21 protein-coding genes are annotated in these 23,479 nt (G+C 65.1%); 16 read left to right on the top strand and 5 right to left on the bottom strand.

Features of this window, described 5'->3' with window-relative positions; translation table 11 throughout:
- Nucleotides 1–87 precede the first annotated feature (87 nt).
- The gene (locus tag LCM4576_RS27680; RefSeq protein WP_071035620.1) at nucleotides 88–2,244 is read right to left on the bottom strand and encodes a transglycosylase domain-containing protein; all 2,157 of its coding nucleotides are present in this window, start codon (nucleotides 2,242–2,244) and stop codon (nucleotides 88–90) included.
- Between the two features lie 167 nt (nucleotides 2,245–2,411).
- Entirely contained in the window at nucleotides 2,412–3,050 is a 639-nt protein-coding gene (locus LCM4576_RS27685; protein WP_071035621.1) for a TetR/AcrR family transcriptional regulator, read from the bottom strand.
- Between the two features lie 111 nt (nucleotides 3,051–3,161).
- Between LCM4576_RS27685 and LCM4576_RS27690 the strand changes: the two genes are divergently transcribed.
- The 3 genes from LCM4576_RS27690 to LCM4576_RS27700 all read left to right on the top strand — a co-directional run bounded on the left by LCM4576_RS27690 (nucleotide 3,162) and on the right by LCM4576_RS27700 (nucleotide 7,682).
- A complete protein-coding gene (locus tag LCM4576_RS27690; RefSeq protein ID WP_071035622.1) occupies nucleotides 3,162–5,573 on the top strand; it encodes an FAD-dependent oxidoreductase in 2,412 nt (803 codons plus the stop codon).
- Between the two features lie 12 nt (nucleotides 5,574–5,585).
- Complete coding sequence (locus tag LCM4576_RS27695) at nucleotides 5,586–7,136, top strand: trimethylamine methyltransferase family protein (protein ID WP_071035623.1); 1,551 nt, start codon at nucleotides 5,586–5,588, stop codon at nucleotides 7,134–7,136.
- Between the two features lie 138 nt (nucleotides 7,137–7,274).
- On the top strand, nucleotides 7,275–7,682 hold the full coding sequence (locus tag LCM4576_RS27700; protein ID WP_040991354.1) for a DUF3168 domain-containing protein: 408 nt from the start codon (nucleotides 7,275–7,277) through the stop codon (nucleotides 7,680–7,682).
- Between the two features lie 118 nt (nucleotides 7,683–7,800).
- On the opposite strand, the gene LCM4576_RS27705 is transcribed toward LCM4576_RS27700, so the two are convergent.
- A complete protein-coding gene (locus tag LCM4576_RS27705) occupies nucleotides 7,801–8,196 on the bottom strand; it encodes an ester cyclase (RefSeq protein ID WP_071035624.1) in 396 nt (131 codons plus the stop codon).
- A 217-nt stretch (nucleotides 8,197–8,413) separates the two neighbouring features.
- Here LCM4576_RS27705 and LCM4576_RS27710 point away from each other — a divergent pair, with 217 nt between their 5' ends.
- The 9 genes from LCM4576_RS27710 (at nucleotide 8,414) to LCM4576_RS27745 (ending at nucleotide 15,580) form a co-directional block, all read left to right on the top strand.
- Nucleotides 8,414–8,713 carry a hypothetical protein gene (locus tag LCM4576_RS27710; RefSeq protein WP_040991358.1) on the top strand — a complete coding sequence of 100 codons (300 nt, stop codon included), beginning with the start codon at nucleotides 8,414–8,416 and terminating at the stop codon, nucleotides 8,711–8,713.
- Between the two features lie 64 nt (nucleotides 8,714–8,777).
- Nucleotides 8,778–9,443, top strand: a complete 666-nt coding sequence (locus tag LCM4576_RS27715) for a response regulator transcription factor (RefSeq protein WP_071035625.1) — start codon at nucleotides 8,778–8,780, stop codon at nucleotides 9,441–9,443.
- A gap of 22 nt (nucleotides 9,444–9,465) precedes the next feature.
- Entirely contained in the window at nucleotides 9,466–10,854 is a 1,389-nt protein-coding gene (locus tag LCM4576_RS27720; RefSeq protein ID WP_071035907.1) for an ATP-binding protein, read from the top strand.
- Nucleotides 10,854–10,994, top strand: a complete 141-nt coding sequence (locus LCM4576_RS36615; RefSeq protein ID WP_157900489.1) for a hypothetical protein — start codon at nucleotides 10,854–10,856, stop codon at nucleotides 10,992–10,994. The genes LCM4576_RS27720 and LCM4576_RS36615 overlap by 1 nt, the downstream gene beginning before the upstream one ends.
- Nucleotides 10,991–11,428, top strand: a complete 438-nt coding sequence (locus LCM4576_RS27725; protein WP_071035626.1) for a hypothetical protein — start codon at nucleotides 10,991–10,993, stop codon at nucleotides 11,426–11,428. Before LCM4576_RS36615 ends, LCM4576_RS27725 begins: the two co-directional genes overlap by 4 nt.
- A gap of 121 nt (nucleotides 11,429–11,549) precedes the next feature.
- Nucleotides 11,550–12,686 carry a c-type cytochrome biogenesis protein CcmI gene (gene ccmI / locus LCM4576_RS27730; protein ID WP_071035627.1) on the top strand — a complete coding sequence of 379 codons (1,137 nt, stop codon included), beginning with the start codon at nucleotides 11,550–11,552 and terminating at the stop codon, nucleotides 12,684–12,686.
- Nucleotides 12,687–12,690: 4 nt separating this feature from the next.
- A complete protein-coding gene (gene ccmE, locus LCM4576_RS27735) occupies nucleotides 12,691–13,134 on the top strand; it encodes a cytochrome c maturation protein CcmE (protein WP_071035628.1) in 444 nt (147 codons plus the stop codon).
- Nucleotides 13,134–15,119 (top strand): heme lyase CcmF/NrfE family subunit, encoded by a 1,986-nt coding sequence (locus tag LCM4576_RS27740; protein ID WP_071035629.1) that lies wholly within the window; start codon nucleotides 13,134–13,136, stop codon nucleotides 15,117–15,119. Before ccmE ends, LCM4576_RS27740 begins: the two co-directional genes overlap by 1 nt.
- A complete protein-coding gene (locus LCM4576_RS27745) occupies nucleotides 15,116–15,580 on the top strand; it encodes a cytochrome c-type biogenesis protein (protein ID WP_071035630.1) in 465 nt (154 codons plus the stop codon). The genes LCM4576_RS27740 and LCM4576_RS27745 overlap by 4 nt, the downstream gene beginning before the upstream one ends.
- Here LCM4576_RS27745 and LCM4576_RS35310 read toward each other — a convergent pair.
- Together LCM4576_RS35310 and LCM4576_RS27750 are read right to left on the bottom strand one after the other, a co-directional pair.
- The gene (locus LCM4576_RS35310) at nucleotides 15,577–15,885 is read right to left on the bottom strand and encodes a type II toxin-antitoxin system RelE/ParE family toxin (RefSeq protein ID WP_082048795.1); all 309 of its coding nucleotides are present in this window, start codon (nucleotides 15,883–15,885) and stop codon (nucleotides 15,577–15,579) included. The genes LCM4576_RS27745 and LCM4576_RS35310 overlap by 4 nt on opposite strands.
- Entirely contained in the window at nucleotides 15,882–16,151 is a 270-nt protein-coding gene (locus tag LCM4576_RS27750) for a CopG family ribbon-helix-helix protein (protein ID WP_040991430.1), read from the bottom strand. The genes LCM4576_RS35310 and LCM4576_RS27750 overlap by 4 nt, the downstream gene beginning before the upstream one ends.
- A gap of 224 nt (nucleotides 16,152–16,375) precedes the next feature.
- Here LCM4576_RS27750 and LCM4576_RS27755 point away from each other — a divergent pair, with 224 nt between their 5' ends.
- From LCM4576_RS27755 to LCM4576_RS27770, 4 genes are all read left to right on the top strand, one after another.
- On the top strand, nucleotides 16,376–17,926 hold the full coding sequence (locus tag LCM4576_RS27755; protein WP_071035631.1) for a Do family serine endopeptidase: 1,551 nt from the start codon (nucleotides 16,376–16,378) through the stop codon (nucleotides 17,924–17,926).
- A gap of 203 nt (nucleotides 17,927–18,129) precedes the next feature.
- Complete coding sequence (locus LCM4576_RS27760) at nucleotides 18,130–18,804, top strand: response regulator transcription factor (protein ID WP_071035632.1); 675 nt, start codon at nucleotides 18,130–18,132, stop codon at nucleotides 18,802–18,804.
- An 8-nt stretch (nucleotides 18,805–18,812) separates the two neighbouring features.
- The gene (locus tag LCM4576_RS27765) at nucleotides 18,813–20,294 is read left to right on the top strand and encodes a HAMP domain-containing sensor histidine kinase (RefSeq protein WP_071035633.1); all 1,482 of its coding nucleotides are present in this window, start codon (nucleotides 18,813–18,815) and stop codon (nucleotides 20,292–20,294) included.
- Between the two features lie 115 nt (nucleotides 20,295–20,409).
- Nucleotides 20,410–23,373, top strand: coding sequence for a bifunctional [glutamine synthetase] adenylyltransferase/[glutamine synthetase]-adenylyl-L-tyrosine phosphorylase (locus LCM4576_RS27770; RefSeq protein ID WP_071035634.1), 2,964 nt, complete (start codon nucleotides 20,410–20,412; stop codon nucleotides 23,371–23,373).
- Nucleotides 23,374–23,479 lie beyond the last annotated feature (106 nt).

Here is a 23,479-nt window from a genome sequence, read left to right on the forward strand (position 1 = left end):
TTCAGATTCGCTCCCTGCACTTTAGGTTTTTGATTTTACRCATGTCGTCATCCCGAAACCGGTTCCAACTTTCGGGAGACATGCTTTTTAAAGCGCCGAAAGCGTCTCCGGCAAAGCGGGGGCGCTGAGCACGGGCGCGGCCTGGAAAGCCTTGGTCATGTCCCGCAGCGTCTGACTGGTGCGGCTGGACAGCACCGGCGGGCGTTCGGCCTCGGCCTGGGCCGCCGCGGCGTCGGCTTCCTTCTTCGCCGCTTCCTCGGCCTTGGCTGCGACCTCTGGATCGACCCAAGGATGATCGATGCCCGGGATCGGCTTCAGGTCGATGTTCTGATGCGCATAGACCATCAGCCGCTGCCAGACCATCGCCGGCAGCGTGCCGCCGGTCATCTTGTTGGTCGGCGTGAAGTCGTCATTGCCGAGCCAGACGGCGGCCGTGTAGTTGCCGGTGAAGCCGACGAACCAGGCGTCGCGATAGGATTGGGTGGTGCCTGTCTTGCCGGCGACGACGATGTTKGGCAACTGGGCGCGCCGCGCCGTGCCGATCGCCGGCACCGCCGCCAGCATCGTGTTCATGTATTTCAGCGCCTTTTCCGACAGCACGCGGTGCGGCGGCGGCGCATCCTTGGCCCAGTCATAGACCACCTCGCCGGTGCGGGTGACGAGCTGGGTGATGCCATGGCGGRAGCCCACGAAACCGTTCTGGGCAAAGACGCTGTAGCCGGTCGCCTGGTCCWTCACGGTCATGCCGGACGTGCCGAGCACCATGGTCTTGTGCGATTCCAGCGGCGATTCGACGCCCATCGATTCGGCCATCGCCTTGATCGGGGGAATGCCCAGGTAGTCCTTGGCCAGCCGCACCGGCACGGTGTTGATCGACTTGGCGATCGCCGTGAGCAGCGTGACATTGCCGGCCGAGCCGCCATTGTAGTTATGCGGCGACCAGCCGCCCCAACTGATGGCGCCGCCCGAAACGACCGAATCCGGCGTGAAGCCATGCTCCATCGCGGTGGCATAGACGTAGGGCTTGAACGACGAGCCGGTCTGGCGCAGCGCCTTGGTCGCGCGGTTGAACTGGCTGGTGCCATAGTCGCGGCCGCCGACGATGGCGCGAACCGCGCCATTGGTCTCGATCACCACCACCGCGCCTTCGGTGACGTTGTATTCCTTGCCGAACTGCCGCAGATGGAATTCGACCGACTCTTCCGCGGCCTTCTGGATATTGGCATCGAAAGTGGTGTGGGCGACCAGCGAGTGCTGGCCGGGCTTGGCGATCTTCTTCACCTCGTCGAAGGCCCAGTCGAGGAAATAATCCGGGCTCTTCTGCTCGCCGCGGTCGACGACGTCGGCCGGATGCAGCCGCGCCTGCAGCACCTGGCCTTCGGTCATGAAGCCGGCGTCGACCAGGTTGGACAGCACCACATTGGCGCGTGCGCGCGCCGCCGRCAGGTTGATGTGCGGGGCGTATTTGGTCGGCGCCTTGAACAGGCCGGCCAGCATCGCCGCCTCGGCGAGGCTCAGGTCCTTGACGCTCTTGCCGAAATAGAAGTCCGCCGCCGCCTCGATGCCGAACGTGCCGCCGCCCATATAGGCGCGGTCGAGATAGAGCTGCAGGATCTCCTTCTTGGAGAGATTGGCCTCGARCCACAGCGACAGGAAGGCTTCCTTGATCTTGCGCTCCAAGGTGCGCTCGTTGGACAGGAAGAGATTCTTGGCGAGCTGTTGGGTGATGCTGGAGCCGCCCTGGACCACCGAATTGGCGCGCATATTCTCGAAGAGCGCACGCGACAGGCCGAGCACGTCGATGCCGTAATGGTCGAAGAAGCGCCGGTCCTCGGTCGCCAGCACCGCCTTGATGACGATGTCCRGCATCTCGTCGACCGGCACGGAATCGCGCTGGATGATGCCGCGCTGGCCGATCTCGTTGCCGTAGCGGTCCAGGAAGGTGACGGCGAAGTCGCCCTGGTTGYGCCAGTCGCCGGCGGTGATGTCGAAGGCCGGCATGGCGAGCGCCAACAGCACCACGAAGCCGCCGGCGCCCATGGTGAAACCCTCGCTCAGCACCTCGATGATGGCGCGGCGCCAGCCATGCACGCGGAAACGACGGGAAAAGATGGTCGCCGCTTCCCAGAATTCGCGCGCTTTGAAGCTGATCTCATAGAGCGAGGAATCGAGCCAGGCGTCGACGGCAAGAGCCGCCGAGGCGATCCGGCCTCTTCTCTTGCGTGGTTTCGAAGGACTTGCCATTCCAGACTTCCGCCCCAACGCGCTTTCGCCCGAAAACAGCATGCGGGCAGTTTCAGGGTGGCGCCCCTGTCGAAACTATTCGACCATTTTATCACCGCCCACAAGGGCAGCGAAGCCACAGCACAAGCTTTGTTGATTGGAAGTACGCCGTTAGCGGCCGATCGGTATCACCGCGCCGCGATGAAGCGCATGAAATGCGCCACATCCGCCTCGGTCGGCTCCAGCCCGGTGAAGGAGCGCAGATAGGCGGCGAGATGGCTGACGCGCGCCTCCACCGGCTCCTTGAGGTCAAGCACGTAATAGCCGATCTGCATGTAATAGAGCACGCGGGCGCGGATGAAGGCGTCCTCGCTCTCATAGCCGTGCCGGCGGTACATGTCGCGTATGGCCAGCAGGCGCTCCTCGTCGGCCTTGTCGATCATGCGCCGCACGTCGTCCGAGCGCCTTGCCCATTCGCGCACGGCGAAGTCGAGCCGCGGATCGAACAGGCGCTCGTCGGCCCAGCATTCGAACACGTTCATCACACCCATGATGATGGTATCGGCCGGCCGGCGGGCCCGCTCGACGATCGCCGTGGTGTTGGTCTCGTGCCAATGCTTGAGCAACTGGTCGAGCAGGTCCYGCCGGCTTTCGAAATACCAGTAAAAGCTCGAGCGCGAGACGCCGAGCTTCTGTCCCAGCGTCAGCACGCGCACGCTCTCGATGCCGTCGGAAATCAGCGTCTGCAGCGCGAGGTTGATCCAGTCCGCGCGGGTCACCTTGATATTGCCGGGCGGCGGCTCGTCCCGGGGAGCAGTCATGATCATGACCGAACAAGTGGCACGGCGCGCGGCGGCGTGCAAGCTCTGGACAGAAGTGTCTAGACACATATGTCCAGGAGATGTATCGTAAAAGCCTCCAACGAGAGGGAGAGGCTCGTGAAGTCGCATTACCGGGCAGTTGTCATCGGGGGAGGCGTGGTCGGCGCCTCCGTGCTCTATCATCTGACGCGTTTTGGCTGGAGCGATGTGGCGCTGATCGAGCGCGCCGAACTGACGGCGGGCTCGACCTGGCATGCGGCGGCCGGGTTCCACGCGCTCAACGCCGATCCCAATGTCGCGGCGCTGCAGGATTACACGATCAAGCTCTATCGCGAGATCGAAGCCGAGTCCGGCCAGAATGCCGGCCTGCACATGACCGGCGGCGTCAACATGGCGAGCGACCCGCAGCGCTGGGAGTGGCTGAAATCGGCCTGGGCGGTGTTCCAGTCGGTCGGCATCGAGACGGCGCGGCTGGTCACGCCGGAGGAAATCAAGGAGATCTGCCCGATCGTCGACGTGAATGGCGTGCTGGGCGGCCTTTATGATTCCAACGAGGGCCATCTCGATCCTTATGGCACCACGCACGCCTATGCCGGCGCCGCCAAGAAGCGCGGCGCCGACGTCATCCTGCGCAACCGCGTCGTCGAGCTGAAGCAACGCGCCGACGGCGGCTGGGACGTCGTCACCGAGAAGGGCACCATCGTCGCCGAGCACGTCGTCAATGCCGGTGGTCTTTGGGCCAAGCAGGTCGGGCTGATGGCCGGCGTCGACCTGCCGGTGACGCCGATGGAGCATCATTACTTCGTCACCGAGGACATTCCGGAAGTTGCCGCCCTCGACAAGGAACTCGGCCTGGCCGTCGATCTCGACGGCTTCTCCTATCTTCGCCAGGAGCGGAAGGGTGTGTTGCTCGGCGTTTACGAGCAGAACCCGAAACATTGGAACATGGACGGCGCGCCTTGGGACTACGGCATCGAGCTGATTCCGGAGGATATCGACCGCATCAGTCCCGAGCTTGCCAAGGCCTATGAGCGCTTTCCCTGCCTGGCCAAGGCCGGCATCCGCAAATGGGTCAACGGCGCCTTCACCTTCACGCCGGACGGCAATCCGCTGGTCGGTCCCGTCAGGGGGCTCAGCAACTACTGGGTCGCCTGCGGCGTCATGGCCGGCTTCAGCCAGGGCGGCGGCGTCGGCAAGTCGCTGGCCGAGTGGATGATCCACGGCGAGCCGGAAGCCGAYATCTTCGGCATGGACATCGCCCGCTACGGCGCCTTTGCCGCCAACCGGGAGTATCTGCGGCAAACCACGGGCCAGTTCTATGCCCGCCGCTTCGTCATGACCTTCCCCAACGAGCGCCTGCCTGCCGGCCGGCCGCTGAAGCGCCCAGGCGCGTATGAGGGCATGAACGCCGCCGGCGCCGAATGGACGGCGTCGTGGGGGCTGGAGATCCCGGCCTATTTCGCGCCGATGGGGTTCCGCGAGGAGACGACGCTGAAGCGCTCCAACGCCTTCGAGATCGTCGGCGACGAGGTGCTGCAGGTTCGCCGCGCCGCCGGCCTCGTCGATACGACGGCCTTCTCGCGCTATGCCGTGTCAGGCCCCGGCGCCGCGGCCTGGCTCGACAGGCTGCTCGCCTGCCGGCTGCCGAAGCCCGGCCGCGCGAAGCTGGCCCCGATGCTTGGCTCCGACGGCCGGCTGAAGGGCGATCTCACCGTGCTCAACTGGGGCGGCGGCGAATACTGGATCATGGGCTCCTACTATTTGCGCGAATTCCATATGCGCTGGTTCGAGGCGCATATCGCCGAAGGCGTCTCCGTCACCGACATATCGGATGGGATGTCCGGTTTCCTCGTCACCGGTCCGAACGCACGCCGGATCGTCGAACGCACCACGCATCAGGACGTCTCGGCGGCAGCCTTGCCGTTCATGGCTTGCGGTGAGTTCGACATCGGCATGGTGCGCGCCCGAGTGGCTYGGCTGTCGATTGCCGGCGAGCTCGGTTTCGAGATCAACGGCCCGGCCACCCTRCATTCGACCCTGCGCGAGACGCTGCTTGCCGCCGGCGAAGACCTCGGTCTRGCCGAGATCGGCTATTACGCGCTGAATTCGCTCAGGCTGGAAAAGAGTTTCGGCATCTGGTCGCGCGAATTCACGCAAGGCTACACGCCCGGCCAGACCGGGCTCGACCGCTTCATCGCTTTCGACAAGGGCGATTTCATCGGCCGCGAGGCGGCGCTGAAAGAGCGCGAGGCCGGCGTCTCGCGACGCATCGTGACGCTGGAGGTCGACGCCGTCGACGCCGACGCCAGCGGTTTCGAGCCGGTCTGGTCCAAGGGCCGGCGTGTCGGCTTCGTCACCTCCGGCGGCTACGGCTACACGCTTCGCAAGAGCGTCGCCCTGGCGTTGCTCGATGACGGTTTCGCCGGGGAGGGGACGGAACTTTCCGTACACATTGTCGGGGTCGAACGGCCGGCGCGCGTCATCGCGGCCTCGCCCTACGACCCCGAAGGCAAGGCGATGCGGCAATGAGGAGGAACCGCCATGATCGATGAGGCCGCACGTGATGTCCGGCGCGAGCGCCGGCGGGGACGCACCGGCGAGGCGGGCAGCGAATCCAGCCGCCACCCGAACTACCGGTCGCTGAAGAACCCCTTCCTGCCGCAGCCGATCTTTTCCGACGATCACGTCGCCGCCATCCACGCCACCGCGCTGCGCGTGCTGGAGGAGCTCGGCATCAAGGTGCTGCTGCCCGAGGCCCGCGCCGTCTACGCCAGGGCCGGCGCCTTGGTCGATGAAGACAGCCAGATGGTGAGGATCGGCCGCGACATGGTCGAGGCCGGGCTCGCCTCGGCGCCGCRCTCCATTCCTGCCTTTGGCGGCGACCGCTCGCGCGACCTGATGCTCGAACTCGGCTCGATGGCCTTCCTGGCCGGCTCCGGCGCCCCCAACGTCACCGACCTCGAGCGCGGGCGCCGGCCGGGCACGCTCCAGGCCTTCGAGGAATTCACCAAGCTGATCCAGCATTTCGACGTGCTGCATATGCTCGGGCCGTGCGTCGAGCCGCAGGACATTGACAATCGCTTCCGCCACTACGCCGTCAACCGGGCGCAGCTGACGCTCTCCGACAAGTTTCCCTTCGTGTTCGCGCGCGGCACACCTCAGGTCGAGGACAGCTTCGAGATGATCCGCCTGGCGCGCGGCCTCTCCGAGGACCAGTTCCGCGCCGGCGCCCATTGCTACACCGTCATCAACACCAATTCGCCGCGTCAGCTGGACATCCCGATGGCGCAAGGCATCATCGATTTCGCCAAGGCCGGCCAGGTTCTGGTCATCACGCCCTTCTGCCTGGCGGGCGCGATGGCGCCGATCRCGGTCGCCGGCGCGCTGACGCTGCAGCATGCAGAGGCGCTGGCGGGCCTGACGCTGGCCCAGATAGCGCGCCCCGGCGCGCCGGTGGTCTATGGCTCCTTCTCGTCCAATGTCGACATGAAGTCCGGCGCCCCGGCCTTCGGCACGCCGGAACACATCAAGGCGACGCTTGGGGCGGGGCAGCTCGCCCGCTACACCGGCCTGCCTTGGCGCTCCGGCGGCGGCAGCGCCGCCAACGTCTCCGATGCGCAGGCGGCGCATGAGACGCAGTTCGCGCTCTGGGGCTCGGTGCTGGCCGGCGCCACTATGTGCATCCACGCTGCCGGCTGGCTGGAAGGCGGCCTGAGCGTTTCCCTGGAAAAGCTGATCACCGACATCGAGGCGCTGCAGACCGTCGCCGAACTCTGYGCGAAGCCCCCGGGCGACGAGGATGCGATCGGCTTCGAGGCCATCGCCGAGGTGCAGCCCGGCGGCCATTTCTTCTCGGCGGCGCATACCATGACGCGCTACCGCACCGCCTTCTATGAGCCGGTGGTGGCCGACTGGTCGAATTTCGGCAACTGGACGCAGGCCGGCGGCAAGACGGCGACAGAGCGCGCGACCGGTATCTGGAAGCGGATTCTCGCCGACTTCCAGCCGCCGGCCTCCGCTGCCGCCGCCGGCATGCTCGACGAGTTCATTGYAAAGCGCACCGAGGAAGGCGGCGCCGCGCCGGTCTCCTGATTTGACGAAAACGTAATAAATTCGAGACCTTCGCCATTCACGTTATAGTCAAAACGATTCGCGATCTGGCTTCGGATCGCGAGCGCGGCTACGTTGTTGGGCCGCGGCGCGGAGACATGTGTTGGCGATGGACGGTAGATGACGGCGCCTGGCGATTTGATGCAGGCCTTGTTCCTGAGGCTGAAGACCGATGCGTCGCTATCGGCGCTGCTCGGCGGCGCCGGCCTGCTCGAGCAGGCGAACGACAAGGCGGCTTTTCCACACGTGACCTATGGGCGCACCAGCGCCTTCGACCTGGACACCGGAGCTGACAACAATGGTGACCAACTGATCACCTTGCATGTCTGGTCGAAAGCGCAGGGCGAGGCCGAGACGCGCCTCATCATGGACAGCATCAAGGCGCGCCTCGATGGCGCGGCACTGTCCATCGGCCCGCGTGGCCAGACGCGGCTGTCGCTGGAATTCGCCGAGGCGCGTTATGACGAGGACCTTGCGGTCCATCACGGATTGCTGCGCTTCCGCGCCTTGACACAGGAAGCCGTCTGAGACGCTGGCTAGCGCATGATCCCGAACCGAAGGTCAGCGCAGCAAAAAGTGGGAACCGGTTTTCGGAAAAGATCATGTTCAACAAGGAGTTGGATCAGGGTGACGATTCAACGAAACGTCATCCTGATCTAAGCTGCCCCTGGATGGCGGCCTTGTCGATGACCGACCACACCTCTCTTATGCGGCTGCCGTGGAACTCGTAGAAGACGTTTTCGGCGAAGGAAACGCGCTTGCCGTTGACCGGCAGGCCGAACAGCACGCCCTTGGGATGGCAGTCGAAATGCAGGCGCGCCGCCGCGCGCGGCGGCTCCGAGATCAGAAGCTCGATGTTGAAGCGCAAGTCAGGAATGGCCTCGAAATCGCCCTCCAGCATGCGGCGGTAGCCCGAAAGCCCGATCGTCTCGCCATTATACTGCACCTCCTCGCCGACGAAACGGCCGAGATTGTCCCAATCCTGGTCGTTCAGGCAGGCGATGTAGCCCCGGTAGAGATCGGCAATATTGTCGCGCGTCATCGCATGCTCCTATGATCGTCCGGCGTACCTGCACTAGCTAGCGCAGGATGGAGAATCCGCACCCGAAAAGCGTAGCCGATCGACTGTTTTTCCGGCTATGAATTCGAAGCCGGGCTTGAGGAAGCCTTGGCATCGGCACGCGGGGGAATGGCGGCATGAATTTTCGATCGTTCACCGTTCATTTCACGTTCAGCCCATATGCGGTAGAACCGTGATCATGAAAAATCTCGGCTTCCACCTCCGCAAAGCAGTGCTGGCGCTTGCCGCAGCCGGCCTCTTTGCGTCRCAGACGACGGCGATGCCGGTCATCGATCCGTCGGTCGATCAGCCCGTCGTGCTTGCCGCCGGCGATTGCTACGCCATCGGCCAGCAGGTCGCCGCGCAGAATGGCGGCACGCTGGCCAAGGCCTCGCAGGCGACGCGGGGGGGCCAGCAGGTCTGCGTCATCGTCGTGCTCGTTCCCGGCAAGGATGGACAGCGTCCGCGCCGCTCGGAAATCGTCGTCCCGATGGGCTGACCCCTCTCGTTTCCCTGGCTGGCGGAATCGGCCTATACGTCTACCCAACAACAGGCTTCAACCCATGCGCGTGCTCGTCGTCGAGGATGACAAGGATCTCAACCGGCAACTGGCCGAGGCGCTGGTCGATGCCGGCTATGTGGTCGACCGTGCCTATGACGGCGAGGAGGGGCACTTTCTCGGCGACACCGAGCCTTACGATGYCGTGGTCCTCGACATCGGCCTGCCGCAGATGGACGGCATCAGCGTCGTCGAGCGTTGGCGCCGCGGCGGCCGCAAGATGCCGGTGCTGATCCTCACCGCGCGCGACCGCTGGAGCGACAAGGTCGCCGGTATCGACGCCGGCGCCGACGACTATGTGACAAAGCCCTTCCATATCGAGGAGGTGCTGGCCCGGGTGCGGGCGCTGATCCGCCGCGCGGCGGGTCACGCGTCGTCCGAGCTCACCTGTGGGCCGCTGCGGCTGGACACCAAGGCCTCCAAGGCCGACGTAAACGGTGTGCCGCTCAAACTCACCTCGCACGAATTCCGACTTCTCGCCTATCTGATGCACCATATGGGCGAGGTGGTGTCGCGCACCGAGCTGGTCGAGCATCTCTACGATCAGGATTTCGACCGCGATTCCAACACCATCGAAGTGTTTGTCGGCAGGCTTCGCAAGAAAATGGGTATCGACATGATCGAAACCGTGCGTGGCATGGGCTATCGCATGCGTGAGCCGGAGGCGTGACGCGGAACCGCTGAAGCCAACGATGAGAACGTGGCTTTCAAGGCTGYGGCTCTGGCCGCGCTCGCTGACCTTTCGCGTTATCGCCTTTTCGACCATCTGGGCGATCCTGACGCTGGTCGTCATCTTCACCCTCATCACCACGCTTTACCGCCAGGCCAGCGAGCGCGGCTTCGACAGCCTCCTTTCGGCGCATCTGTTCAACCTGATCGGCTCCGTCGGCATTTCCGACAACGGCGCGCTGACCGGCTCGCCCGACCTTGGCGACCTGCGCTTTTCCGAGCCCAATTCCGGCTGGTACTGGTCGGTGGAGCCCGCCTCCGAAGGCGTGCACGGCGAAATCCATTCCTCCTCGATGACGACCTCGCTTCTGTCGCCGAGCGTCGCGGAAGTCCCATTCAACGCGAACTTCCAGCGCAGCTACTCGATGGAGGGCATCAAGGGCGAGCAGCTCGAAGTGTTCGAGAGCGAGTTCGTGCTGGACGCCAAGAACCGCGCCGCGCGTTTCCGCGTCATGGGCAACCACAGCGAACTGGAACAGGAGATCGCCAGCTTCCAGCGCCGCCTGCTCACCTATCTCTCGCTGTTCGGCGTCGGCATGATCGCCATCAACGCCATCGCCATCCTCTTGGGCCTCCAGCCCTTGCGCCGGGTCCGCAATGCGCTGGCCATGGTGCGCGAAGGCACCGCGCAGCGGCTCGACGGCAGCTTCCCGGCCGAGATAGAGCCGCTGGCCAACGAGACCAATGCGCTGATCGAGAACAATCGGCGCATCGTCGAGCGCTCGCGCACCCAGGTCGGCAATCTTGCCCATTCGCTGAAGACGCCTTTGGCCGTTCTGATCAATGAGGGCCGCGCGCTCGGCGGCGCCAAGGGCCAGCTGATCGCCGATCAGGCGGCCTCCATGCAGAAACAGGTCGACCACTATCTGCAGCGCGCGCGTGTCGCCGCGCAGCGCGACAGCGTTGTCTTCCGCACGCCGGTTTCGCCGCTGGTCGAACGCATGGTGCGCGTGCTGCGCAAGCTCAACCCGCAAACGAGACTGACGCTGTCCCTGCCGCCGGCCGAGATCGTCTTTGCCGGCGAGCGCGAGGATCTCGAGGAACTGCTCGGCAATCTGCTCGACAATGCGATGAAATGGGCAAAAAGCGCGGTTGCCGTGACGATCGCCACTATTTCGGGAAGCGGCAACCTGTTTGAAATCGTTATAGAGGATGACGGTCCGGGCATTCCCGAGGACAGCGCGCGAGAGGTGTTGAAGCGTGGCAAGAGACTGGACGAGACGAAGCCGGGAACAGGGCTTGGCCTTGCCATTGTCGCCGACCTCGTCAACGAGTATGGAGGCTCGCTGGCGCTGGAACGGTCCGGCATGGGGGGCTTGAGGGTGGTGGTGAGATTGCGGAGCCTTCAGTGATGTTTCTTATCGATTTGCGTGCGGCTGCCGACGGCCAAATTTCCGACAAATATCAACACTATGGCGATGACAACCTCCTGATGGCGCGCCCCCAGTCCATCCAGTTCCATCCCGCTGAAGAGAACCGGTTGTCGGCATGAAGATTCGCGTCGCGCTCGTTTCCGCCCTGCTCGCCGTTTCCGGCTGCACGACGTTGGGCAGAGGGGGTCCGACCTCTCCTGTCACGCCTGTTTCCACGCCGCCGCCCGGCGGCAAGGTCTCGACCAGCATCGTCTCGGCCATGAATGGCGGGCTTATCGGCGGATCGATCGGCTCGGGCCTCAGCGATGCCGAAAAGCGCAAGGGGCTGGAGGCGGAGTACAAGGCGCTGGAATACAACGCCAGCGGTCAGAAAGTGACGTGGAAGAGCGACAACGCCGCGCATTACGGCGAGGTGACCGCCGCCCAGCCCTACCGGGTCGGCTCGCAGGATTGCCGCCAGTACACCCACACCGTCTACACCAGCGGCGCGGGCGTCACCGCACGCGGCACCGCCTGCCGCAACGCCGACGGCAGCTGGACGCCGCTGACCTAAGGTAGGGGCAACAGCCGGCGCGATTTTTGATATCGATCAAGGCTGGGCGGCGCCTCTGCCGTCAAAGCGTCGCACGATGGTCGTGTTGGCAGGGCAGGACTCTGCCGTTATTGGAATAGGCATGCTGTTCTGGGTCATAGCCGCAATCCTCACGCTGGGCGCCAGCCTGGCGGTGCTGTTGCCGCTCACCGGCGGTATGAAGGGCGCGTCGCCGGCCGGCGATCACGATCTCGAAGTCTATCGCGACCAGCTTTCCGAGCTCGACCGCGACATGGCGCGCGGCCTGATCCAGCCCGGGGAGGCCGAGGAGGCGCGTGCCGAGATCGGCCGGCGCATCCTGCGTCTGGGCGCGGCTGCGCGGCCGGGCTCCGCCACGCCCAAGCCATCGCACGGCGCCAGATGGGTCGCCAGTGTGGCCGTGCTTGTGGTTCCCCTGCTGAGCTGGGGGCTTTACGGCATGCTTGGCTCTCCCGATCTGCCGTCGCAGCCGCTGGCCGAGCGTCTGGCCAAGAACCCGGCCGATTCCTCGGTCGACGAACTGGTCGCCCGCGCCGAGGCCCATCTCGCCGCCAATCCGTCGGACGGCAAGGGCTGGGACGTGCTGGCGCCGATCTATCTTAGGCTGCARCGCTTTCCTGACGCCGTGACCGCCTACCGCAACGCCATCCGCCTCGACGGCGACAGCGCCGTGCGCCAGTCTGGCCTCGGCGAGGCGATCGCCAGCGCCACCGGCGGCATCGTTTCGGCGGACGCCCAAAAAGCCTTCGAGGCGGCCCTGAAGCTCGATCCGGCCAACGCCAAGGCCAATTTCTACTTGGGCGTCGGCCTCGCTCAGGAAGGCAAGAAGGCCGAGGCCGTCGCCGCCTGGCAAAAGATGCTCGGCCAGCTCGCGCCGGATTCGCCTTGGCGCAGCGCCGTCCAGCAGGCGCTTGACGAGGCCGGCGGGCCTGCTGTCGCCGATGCCACGCCGGCCAACGGCCCCGACGCGCAGCAGATGGAAGCCGCGCAGCAGATGTCGCCGCAGGACCGGCAGGCGATGATCGAGACCATGGTCGCGGGGTTGGACGACAAATTGAAGCAGAATCCCCGCGACGAGGAAGGATGGATGCGGCTCATCCGTTCCTATGTCGTGCTTGGCAAGGCCGACCAGGCGCGGGGCGCGCTCGGCCGCGCTGTCGCCGCCTTTGGCGCGGACAGTGAACAGGCCAAGAAATTCACCGCCTTCGCCGCCTCGCTCGGCGTGACGGYGACGGAGTAAGGCAATGACGCGCAAGCAGAAGCGGTTGTCGGTGATCGTGGCGGGCCTGRCTTTCCTCGGGGCCGCCTCGGGACTCACCTTCTACGCGCTCGGCCAGAAGGCGTCCTATTTCTACATGCCGGCCGAACTGGCCACGGCAAGCCTCCAGCCTGGACAGCGCATCCGTCTTGGCGGCCTCGTCGAGAGCGGCACCGTGATGCGCGGCAACGGCGCAACCGTCGCTTTCTCGGTTACCGACACGCAGAAGTCGGTCAAGGTGACCTACACCGGTATCCTGCCCGATCTCTTCCGCGAGGGGCAGGGGGTCATAACCGAAGGCGCTTTCGGCCCGGATGGCGTTTTCGTCGCCGACAGCGTTCTGGCCAAGCATGACGAGCGCTATATGCCGAAGGAAGTCGCCGACGGGCTCAAGGCCAAGGGCGTCTGGGTGGAAAGCAAGAGCCAATAATGGTTGAGACCGGACATTTCGCCCTCGTGCTCGCCTTTGCGCTGTCGCTGGTGCAGATGCTGGTGCCGCTGGTCGGCGCCCGCACCGGCAACCAGCGGCTGATGGCGGTCGGCGGTCCAGTGACCGTCACCGGCTTCGCGCTCACCGCTCTGTCCTTCGCGGCCCTTGCGGGCGCCTATGCCGGTTCGGACTTCTCGGTGGCGAACGTGTGGGAGAATTCCCATTCGCTGCAGCCGATGATCTACAAGATCACCGGCACCTGGGGAAACCACGAAGGCTCGATGCTGCTGTGGGTGCTGATCCTGACCTTCTTCGGCACGCTTGTCGCCGTCTTTGGCAACAATTTGCCGGCAACGCTCAAGGCCAATGTGCTGGCCGTGCAGGGCATGATCGGCGCCGCCTTCTTCCTGTTCATCCTGGCGACGTCCAACCCTTTCATGCGCCTCAATCCGGCGCCGATCGAGGGCCGCGACCTCAACCCGATCCTGCAGGATCTCGGCCTCGCCATCCACCCGCCGATGCTCTATCTCGGCTATGTCGGCTTCTCGATCTGCTTTTCCTTCTCGGTCGCGGCGCTGATTGAGGGGCGCATTGACGCCTCCTGGGCGCGTTGGGTGCGGCCGTGGACGCTGGTCGCCTGGATGTTCCTCACCGGCGGCATCGCTATGGGTTCCTACTGGGCCTATTACGAGCTCGGCTGGGGCGGCTTCTGGTTCTGGGATCCGGTCGAGAACGCCTCCTTCATGCCCTGGCTCGCGGGCACCGCGCTGCTTCATTCGGCCATCGTCATGGAGAAGCGCTCGGCGCTGAAGATCTGGACGCTGCTCTTGGCCATCCTCACCTTCTCGCTGTCGCTGCTCGGCACCTTCCTGGTGCGTTCCGGCGTGCTTACCTCGGTGCACGCCTTCGCCACCGATCCGGCGCGCGGCGTCTTCATCCTGTGCATCCTGACTTTGTTCATCGGCGGCTCGCTGACGCTGTTTGCGCTGCGCGCTTCGCAACTGACGGCGGGCGGTCTATTCCATCCGATCTCGCGCGAGGGCGCGCTGGTGCTGAACAACCTGTTCCTCACCACCGCCACGGCAACGGTGCTGGTCGGCACGCTCTACCCGCTGGCGCTCGAGGCGCTGACCGGCGGCAAGATCTCTGTCGGCGCCCCCTTCTTCGACCTGACCTTCGGCCCGCTGATGCTGCCGCTGCTTGCGATCGTGCCGTTCGGCCCGCTGCTCGCCTGGAAGCGCGGCGACGTCATTGCCGCCTCGCAGCGGCTGATGGCGGCTTTCGCGCTGGCGATCGCCGCGATGCTGGTCACCGGCCTGTTCATCGACGGTGCCTCCGTGTTCGCCGCCCTCGGCGTCGGCCTCGCCGTCTGGCTGGTCGCCGGCGCGCTGACCGACCTTGCCGTCAAATCCGGTTTCGGATCCGTGGCGCCGGCCGCCGTGCTTCGCCGCTTCGCCGGCCTGCCGCGCTCGGTCTTCGGCACGGCGCTTGCCCATCTCGGCCTTGGGCTGACCTTGCTCGGCATCGTCGGCACACTCTGCTTCGGCACGGAGAAGATCCTCACCATGCGTGCCGGCGAAACGGTGGAGCTCTCCGGCCACACGCTGCGCTTCGAGGGGCTCGTCCCACAGAAGGGTCCGAACTTCACCGAGGATCGCGGCCGCTTCCTTCTTATGAACTCCGACGGCAACGCCGATGGCGCGATCACATCGGCCAAACGTTTCTACCCGGCGCGCCAGATGGTGACGACCGAGTCCGGCATCAGGACGCTGGGCTTGAGCCAGCTCTATCTGTCGCTCGGCGACGAGAACAATGACGGCTCCGTCGTCGTGCGCCTCTGGTGGAAGCCGCTGGTGACGCTGATCTGGGGAGGCGGGCTGGTGATGATGGCGGGCGCCGCCATGTCGCTGCTCGACCGCCGCCTGCGTGTCGGCGCGYCGGCGAGGCGGCGCAAGCCGGCCGGCGCCTTGGCGACCCCGACATGAGGTTGAGATTTTCGCTCGCCTCGCTGGTCCTGCTGCTGGCTCTCGCCTTTGCCGGCGCGGCGCAGGCGGTGAAACCCGATGAAGTGTTGCAGGACCCGGCGCTGGAGGCGAGGGCGCGTGCGCTGTCGGAAGGCCTGCGCTGCATGGTCTGCCAGAACCAGTCGATCGACGAATCCGACGCCGATCTTGCCCGCGACCTGCGTGTCCTCGTGCGCCAGCGGCTGGTGGCCGGCGACACCGACCAACAGGTGATGGACTATATCGTCTCGCGCTATGGCGAATTCGTCCTGCTCAAGCCGCGCTTCAGCCTGCGCAACGCGCTTTTGTGGGGCACGCCGGTGCTTCTGCTTCTGGCCGGCGGCCTGTTCATCGTGCTTGGTGCCCGCTCGCGCCGCCCGGCACCGGACAGCACTCTCRGTGCCGAGGAGAAGTCGGCGCTCGACAAGATGTTAGGCGATTAGTCCGGCCATTCCTCGGCTGGCCAATCGCGTGACGTATGAATAACGCGCAGAATGACAACGCTCTCACGACCTGCGACTGGCCGCAGTGCGTAGGCCACGACGTAGGGTAGGCGTCCGACGGGCTTTTCATAAGTCCCGGCCACGCGACCTGGTCGACCCGTTGCCATGTCGCCAAGATTTTGACCCGTGGCACGAATTCGATCCGCAACGCGTTTGGCTGCGGCCGGATTATCGCGCGCGATGAAGGCGACCTGCTGTTTGAAGTCGTCGAGAGCTTCTCGTGACCAGCGAACGGCCCGCTTCACGCCTTACCCGCGCGCTTGACTTCCGCTGCCTCGATTATCGCGTCGAGCTCGAGCATGGCTTCATCGTGGGACACGAGACGGTCTGCCTTAGCGTCCGCCAAGCCACGTTTGATACCTTCGATGATCTCGAGTTCCCGATCGACATAGTCCGAAACCGCTTCGGCCGCGAGAAAGGACTTACTGCGTCTTGTATCGGCGGCGATCCGCTCGAGTTTCTGTTTGGTTTCGGACGAGACTCGGATTGTCATGGTGGTGCTTGCTGTCATGAAGAAAGCCTTATGATTAGTTGTGTACACCATAGCACATATGGCCACCATTCCCAAGGGAGGGAATGAAAGCGAAGTGACGTAGAATCCAAACGACGAGCGGTCAGCCAACATTACAAAACTTTCATGTACCGGAAATGGCGCCGTAATGTGCGGCTCTCTAATCCTCTTGCCCGAGGATGCTTCGCCTGAGCGCATCCCTTCGAAAGAGGAAACGAAATCCCATGAATATTGCCCCCAATTCATATTCCCGCACCCGAAAGCGCCTGATGGCCGCCGTCGCTTCCCTGGCCGTTGTCGGCACGGTCGGCGCGGGCATGCTCGCAACCGGCACCGCCCCCGTGCTGGCCGACGCCGTGCGCGTCGAAGCCCCGCAGATGCCGAGTTTCGCTGATGTCGTCGAGCACGTCTCTCCGGCGGTCGTCAGCGTCAAGGTCAAGGCCAAGATCCAGCCGACCGCCGATGACGGCTCCGACGATCAGGACGGTTTCGACAACCTGCCCGACAACCCGCAGCTGCGCCGCTTCTTCAAGGAATTCCGCGGCTTCGGCGACCAGGGCGGCCAGTTCGGCATGCGTCGCTTCAATCACCGCGACCACGGCAATGGCCAGCCGCGTCCGATCGCTCAAGGGTCGGGCTTCTTCATCTCCGAGGACGGCTATCTCGTCACCAACAACCATGTCGTGTCGGAAGGCTCCGATTTCAGTGTCGTCACCAATGACGGCAAGGAGCTCGACRCCAAGCTGATCGGCACCGATCCGCGCACCGATCTTGCCGTGCTCAAGGTCGATGGCGGCGGCAACAAGTTCACCTATGTCGACTTCGCCGACGATTCCAAGGTCCGCATCGGTGACTGGGTGGTTGCGGTCGGCAATCCGTTCGGCCTTGGCGGCACCGTCACCGCCGGCATCGTCTCGGCCCGCGGCCGTGACATCGGCGCCGGCCCCTATGACGACTTCATCCAGATCGACGCTTCGGTCAACCGCGGCAATTCGGGCGGCCCGACCTTCAACCTCAACGGCCAGGTGATCGGCATCAACACTGCCATCTTCTCGCCCTCGGGCGGCAGCGTTGGCATCGCCTTCGACATCCCGGCCTCGACCGCCAAGCAGGTCGTCCAGGATCTGATGAAGAGCGGCTCGGTCCAGCGCGGCTGGCTCGGCGTCGAGATCCAGCCGGTCACCTCCGACATCRCCGAGTCGCTCGGCCTGAAGTCGGACAAGGGCGCGCTGGTGTCGAGCGCCCAGGATGGCGGGCCGGGCAAGAAGGCGGGCATCGTCGCCGGCGACGTCATCACCCAGGTCGACGGCAAGGATGTAGCCTCGCCGAAGGAACTCGCCCGCATGATCGGCGCGTTCGCGCCGGGCAAATCGGTCGACGTCACCGTCTGGCGCAACGGCAAGGACGAGACGGTCAAGGTCGATCTCGGCACGCTGCCCGCGAGCGACAAGCAGGCCTCGAACGACGACAACAACAAGCAGTCGGCGCCGGCCGCTAAGCCCGACACGCTTGCCGATCTCGGCCTGACCGTCACCAAAGCGGAAAAGGGCAAGGGCCTCGTGGTAACCGACGTCGATCCCGACAGCGACGCGGCCGATCGCGGTATCCAGCCCGGCGACGTCATCACCTCGATCAATTCGAACGAGGTGAACACGACCGACGACGTCTCCAAGGCGATGACCGATGCCGCCAAGGCCGGCCGCAAGGCCGTGCTGATGCAGATCACCCGCGACGACTCGAACCGCTTCGTGGCGCTGCCGGTCGGCAAGGGCTGATCTTTAGGATCTCGACTTTTCCCTGCGGCGGTATCAACACCCCCGAGCCGCCGCCGGGAAAACATGGGGCCGAGCACGTAAGTCAGTCACCGTGTTTCGCTCCTGGCGGCAGCGGGTTTCCCATCACCCGCTGCCGCTTTAACTTGAAGGCATGAAGAATGGCTGCCTCTCAACCTTTCAGTGAAATCGCGTATAACGGTCCCATGAAGATTCTCGTCATGGAAGACGATCGCGAGGCGGCGGATTACTTGCAGAAAGCCTTTGCCGAGGCGGGCCACACCGCCCATGTCGCTGGCGACGGCGAGACCGGCTTCGCGCTCGCCGATGCCGGCGACTATGACGTGATGGTGGTCGACCGCCTGATGCCGCGCCGCGACGGCCTGTCGGTGATCGCCGCCCTTCGCTCGCGCGGCAACACCACGCCGGTGCTGATCCTGTCCGCGCTGGGCGAGGTCGACGACCGCGTCACCGGCTTGCGCGCCGGCGGCGACGATTATCTCACCAAGCCCTACGCCTTTTCCGAATTGCTCGCCCGCGTCGAGGTGCTGAACCGTCGCGGCAGCGCGCGCGAGTCCGAGACCGTCTACCGGGTCGGYGATCTCGAGCTCGATCGGCTGTCGCATTCGGTCAAGCGTGCCGGCCGTGAGATCACGCTGCAGCCGCGCGAGTTCCGCCTGCTCGAATATCTGATGCGCCATGCCGGCCAGGTGGTCACGCGCACCATGCTCCTGGAAAATGTCTGGGACTACCATTTCGACCCGCAGACCAATGTCATCGATGTCCATGTCTCGCGCCTGCGCGGCAAGATCGAAAAGGGATTCGACAAGCCGATCCTGCACACGATCCGCGGCGCCGGCTACATGCTGAAGGGTGGGTAAAGCCGATCATGGCTCTTTCCCTGCCGGCCATCATGAAGACGACGGCGGCCCGGCTCTCGGCGCTTTATCTTCTGCTTTTCGCCCTCTGCGCGGTGCTGCTCGTCCTCTACATGACGTCGCTGTCGGCGCGCATGCTGACCGCGCAGACGCAGGAGACCATCAATGACGAGGTGCTGGGCCTTGCCCAAGCCTACCAGCGCGGCGGCCTGCCGGTGCTGGTGCGCGTCGTCGAGGCCCGTTCGCGCCAGCCCGGCGCCAATCTCTATCTGATCGCCGATGCCAACGGCCAGATCCTCACCGGCAACGTGCAGAGTCTGGAGCCCGGGGTGATCGAGACCGAGGGCTGGACGACCGAGCMCTTTTCCTACCAGCGCTTCGGCGAGGGTGAGCTCGACCGGCTGCGCAGCGGAGCGACCGACCAGCCCGCGCCGCAGGCCGGCGACGGCGCCAACGCTCCCCAGTCGACAGGAGAGGAGGGCCATAACGCCATCGCGCTGGTGCTGAGGTTGCCTAACCAGATGATCATGCTGGTCGGCCGCGACCTCGGCGAGCCGGAGCGCTTCCGCGCCGTCATCAGCCGTGCGCTGACACTGGCGCTCGGCATGATGGGGCTCGGTGGCATCCTGATCTGGTTCTTTGTCGGACGCGCGGCGCTCAAGCGCATCGACAGCGTCTCGGACGCAAGCCGCCGCATCATGGGCGGCGATCTCAGCGGACGTCTGCCGGTCACCGGCGCCGGCGACGAATTCGACCGCCTGTCGGAAAACCTCAATTCGATGCTGGCGAGGATCGCCATGCTGAACGAGGGGCTGAAGCAGGTCTCCGACAACATCGCCCATGATCTCAAGACGCCGCTGACCAGGCTTCGCAACCGCGCCGAGGCGACGCTCGCCGGCAGGCACAAGACGCAGGATTACCGTCAGGCGCTGGAAGGCGCGATCGCGGAATCCGACCAGCTCATCAAGACGTTCAACGCCATCTTGATGATCTCGCGCCTGGAGGCCGGCTATTCCTCGGAACAGACCGGCCCCGTCGATCTCGCGGCCACGGTGAGCGATGTCGTCGAGCTCTACGAGCCGGTGGCGGAGGAAGCCGGCGTCGCGCTGGAAACGACCGTGGCCGAGGCCTTCACGATCAACGGCAACCGCGAGCTGATCGGTCAGGCGCTTTCCAACATCGTCGACAACGCCATCAAATACTCGACCGACGCCGCCGAGGCGCCGAAAGTGCGTGTGGCGTTGGAGCGCCTCGGCAACGAAATCAAGCTTACCGTCACCGACAATGGCCACGGCATTCCCGACGATGCCGATCGCGCCCGCGCCACAGAGCGTTTCGTGCGCCTGGAAAAGAGCCGCTCGCAGCCGGGCTCGGGTCTCGGCCTCAGCCTGGCCAAGGCAATCATGACTTTCCACAACGGAAGGCTTGATCTTTTACCCGCCAATCCCGGATTGTCCGTGGTCATGAGTTTCCCGTCGCGGGAGGCGCATTGAAGCAGGTCGCGTGAAAAGGGATTCACGCGACCTGCTTCAGGTTTTTTGATTTAAGTATGTGTTTGTCCCGAATCCGGGCCCACTTTCGGGAGACATGCTTTGATGGCGCGGGTAAATGGCGAAGAAGAAAATCGAATCCGAGTTCCGGCTTAGCCCGACACTGGCGCTCCGCCCCCTGGACGCGGAGCATRCCCGGCGTGAACTGTCGGAAATCGCCGATGCCGCCGAGGAGGAGGGGCTTTCCCGCCTCGCTGCGTTCCTGGCGGGCGAGGGGCCGCTGCAGCACCTGCTGGCGRCCGTCTTCGACCTCTCGCCCTTTCTTCGCGATGTCGCGCGCCGTCGGCCGGCGATCCTTGACACGCTGTTCGACCAGACGATCGAAGCGCGGCTCGATGCCATAGGCGAGGCGATCGGCGGCGCGGCCAGGGCGGAAGACGCCTCGGAAACCAGCCTGATGATGGCGCTCAGGCAATGGAAGACCGAAGCGCATTTCCTGATCGCGCTGGCCGATCTTTCAGGCGAGGCGGAGACCTCCGCGACGGTGCGCCGGCTCAGCGATCTTGCCGATGGCTGCGCATGCGCCGCCGTCGATTTCCTGCTGCTCGACGCGGACCGCCAAGGCAAGCTCAAGCTGCCGCATCCGGYGGAACCGGCGAGGGATTCGGGCTGGATCCTGCTCGGCATGGGCAAGCTCGGCGCGCATGAGCTGAACTTTTCCTCCGATATTGATCTTGTCGTCTTCTTCGATCCCGAAGCGCCGGCCGTCATCGATCCGCTCGACGCGACCGAATTGTTCTCGCGGCTCACGCGTCGTCTCGTGCGCATCCTGCAGGACCGTACCGAGCACGGTTATGTCTTCCGCACCGATCTGAGGCTCCGCCCCGATCCCGGCTCGACGCCCCTGGCGATCCCTGTCGAGGCAGCGCTTCGTTATTACGAGGCGCGCGGCCAGAATTGGGAGCGCGCCGCAATGATCAAGGCGCGGCCGGTTGCCGGCGACCTTGCCGCGGGCGCCGCCTTCCTCAAGGAATTGCAGCCCTATGTCTGGCGCAAATACATGGACTATGCGGCGATCGCCGACGTCCATTCGATCAAGCGCCAGATCCATGCCCATAAGGGCCATGGCGAGATCGCGGTGAAGGGCCATAACGTCAAGCTCGGCCGTGGCGGCATCCGCGAGATCGAGTTCTTCGTCCAGACCCAGCAGCTCATCGCCGGCGGCCGCTTCCCGGAACTGCGCGGCCGCGAGACGGTGCCGATGCTTGCAGCGCTCGCCGCGCGCGGCTGGATCACCACCGACGCGCGCGATGCGCTCACCCGGCAATACTGGTTCCTACGCCGCGTCGAGCACGCCGTCCAGATGGTGGCGGACGAACAGACGCACATCCTGCCCGAGGAAGACGAGGAACTGAAACGCATCGCACTGATGCTGGGTTTTGCCGGCGAGGCGGAATTCACGCAGGCCTTCCGCGCCTCGCTGCAGCAGGTCGAGCGCCATTATGCGGCGCTGTTCGAGACAGCGCCCGAGCTTTCGGCGGGCGTCGGCAATCTGGTCTTCACCGGCGATGTCGACGATCCCGACACGCTGCAGACGCTGCATGGCCTGGGCTTCCAGCGGCCAAGCGACATCTGCCGCGTCATCCGCGGCTGGCATTTCGGCCGCTACCGCGTCACCCAGTCGGCGGAGGCGCGCGAGCGCCTGACCGAACTGACCCCGGCGCTGCTCAAGGCCTTCGGCCAGACGCGGCGCGCCGACGAGGCGCTGATGCGCTTCGACGAGTTCCTCGCCGGCCTGCCGGCGGGCATCCAGCTTTTCTCGCTGCTGCAGTCGAACCCGGCGCTCCTCAAGCTGATGGCGACCATCATGGGGGCCGCGCCGCGGCTGGCGGCCATCATCACGCGCCGTCCGCATGTCTTCGATGGCCTGCTCGACCCGGCGCTGCTCACCGAATTGCCGGACCGCGCCTATCTCTCGGCCCGGCTTGCCGCATTCATCGAAGGCGACCGCGCCTATGAAGATGTGCTCGACCGCCTGCGCATCTTCGCCTCCGAGCAGAAATTCCTGATCGGCGTGCGCCTGCTTGCCGGCTCGATCGATCCGGCGCGCGCCGGCCGCGCCTTCTCCGATCTTGCCGATCTYACCATCGAGGCGGCACTTCAAGCGGTGATCGCCGAGTTCGCGCAGCGCCACGGCGAGGTCGCCGGGGGCAGGCTGGCCTTGCTCGGCATGGGCAAGCTCGGCAGCCGCGAGCTCACCGCCGGCTCCGACGTCGATCTCATCCTGCTCTACGACCATGACGCGGATGCCGAGGACTCGAACGGCGAGAAGCCGCTGGCGCCCTCGCATTATTATGCCCGCATGACGCAGCGCCTGATCGCCGCCGTCTCGGCGCCGACCGCCGAAGGCGTGCTCTACGAGCTAGACCTGCGCCTGCGCCCCTCCGGCAACAAAGGACCGGTCGCCACCCATATCGACGCGTTCAAGAAGTATCAGCGCCAGGACGCCTGGACCTGGGAGCACATGGCGCTGGCACGGGCTCGCGCCATCGGCGGCGATGCCGAGCTCTGCGCCGAGCTCGAGACGGAAGTGGCGGCGGTGCTGACGCAGCCACGCGATGCCGCCAAGGTGAAAGCCGAAGCCTCGGAGATGCGGGCGCTGATCGAGAAGGAGAAGCAGCCGCGCGACCTCTGGGACATCAAGCTGATCCCGGGCGGGCTCATCGATCTCGAATTCATCGCCCAGGTTGCGGTCATCACCGGCAATGTCGAGGCCGGCCGCCGGGTCACCGCGACGGCCGACATTCTGGCGCGGCTGGCCCCCGGTTTCGCAGGCGGYGATATCCGTGAAGAACTAGGCGAAGCCTACCGGCTCTATCTGGCGCTGACCCAGATGATCAGGCTGTGCCTCACCGGCGAGTTCCAGCGCGACGATGTCCCGCCGGGGCTCTCGGATCTGTTGCTGGCGGTCACCGACCTGCCGGATTTCGCTGTGTTGGAGGCGCATCTCAAGGAGACGTCGCGGAAGGTCAGGCGGAACTTCGACCATCTGCTTCGCGCGGGGGCACGGCTAAACCCCTAGATTAACTCGCGCCTCATTCCTTCGCGCCCCCCTCTGTCCTGCCGGACATCTCCCCCACAAGGGGGGAGATTGGCAGCGTCGGCGCCTCGCTCATTCCTACGGCGCT

The organism is Mesorhizobium sp. LCM 4576 (genome assembly GCF_001854815.1).
Taxonomy (GTDB): Bacteria; Pseudomonadota; Alphaproteobacteria; order Rhizobiales; family Rhizobiaceae; genus Mesorhizobium; species Mesorhizobium plurifarium.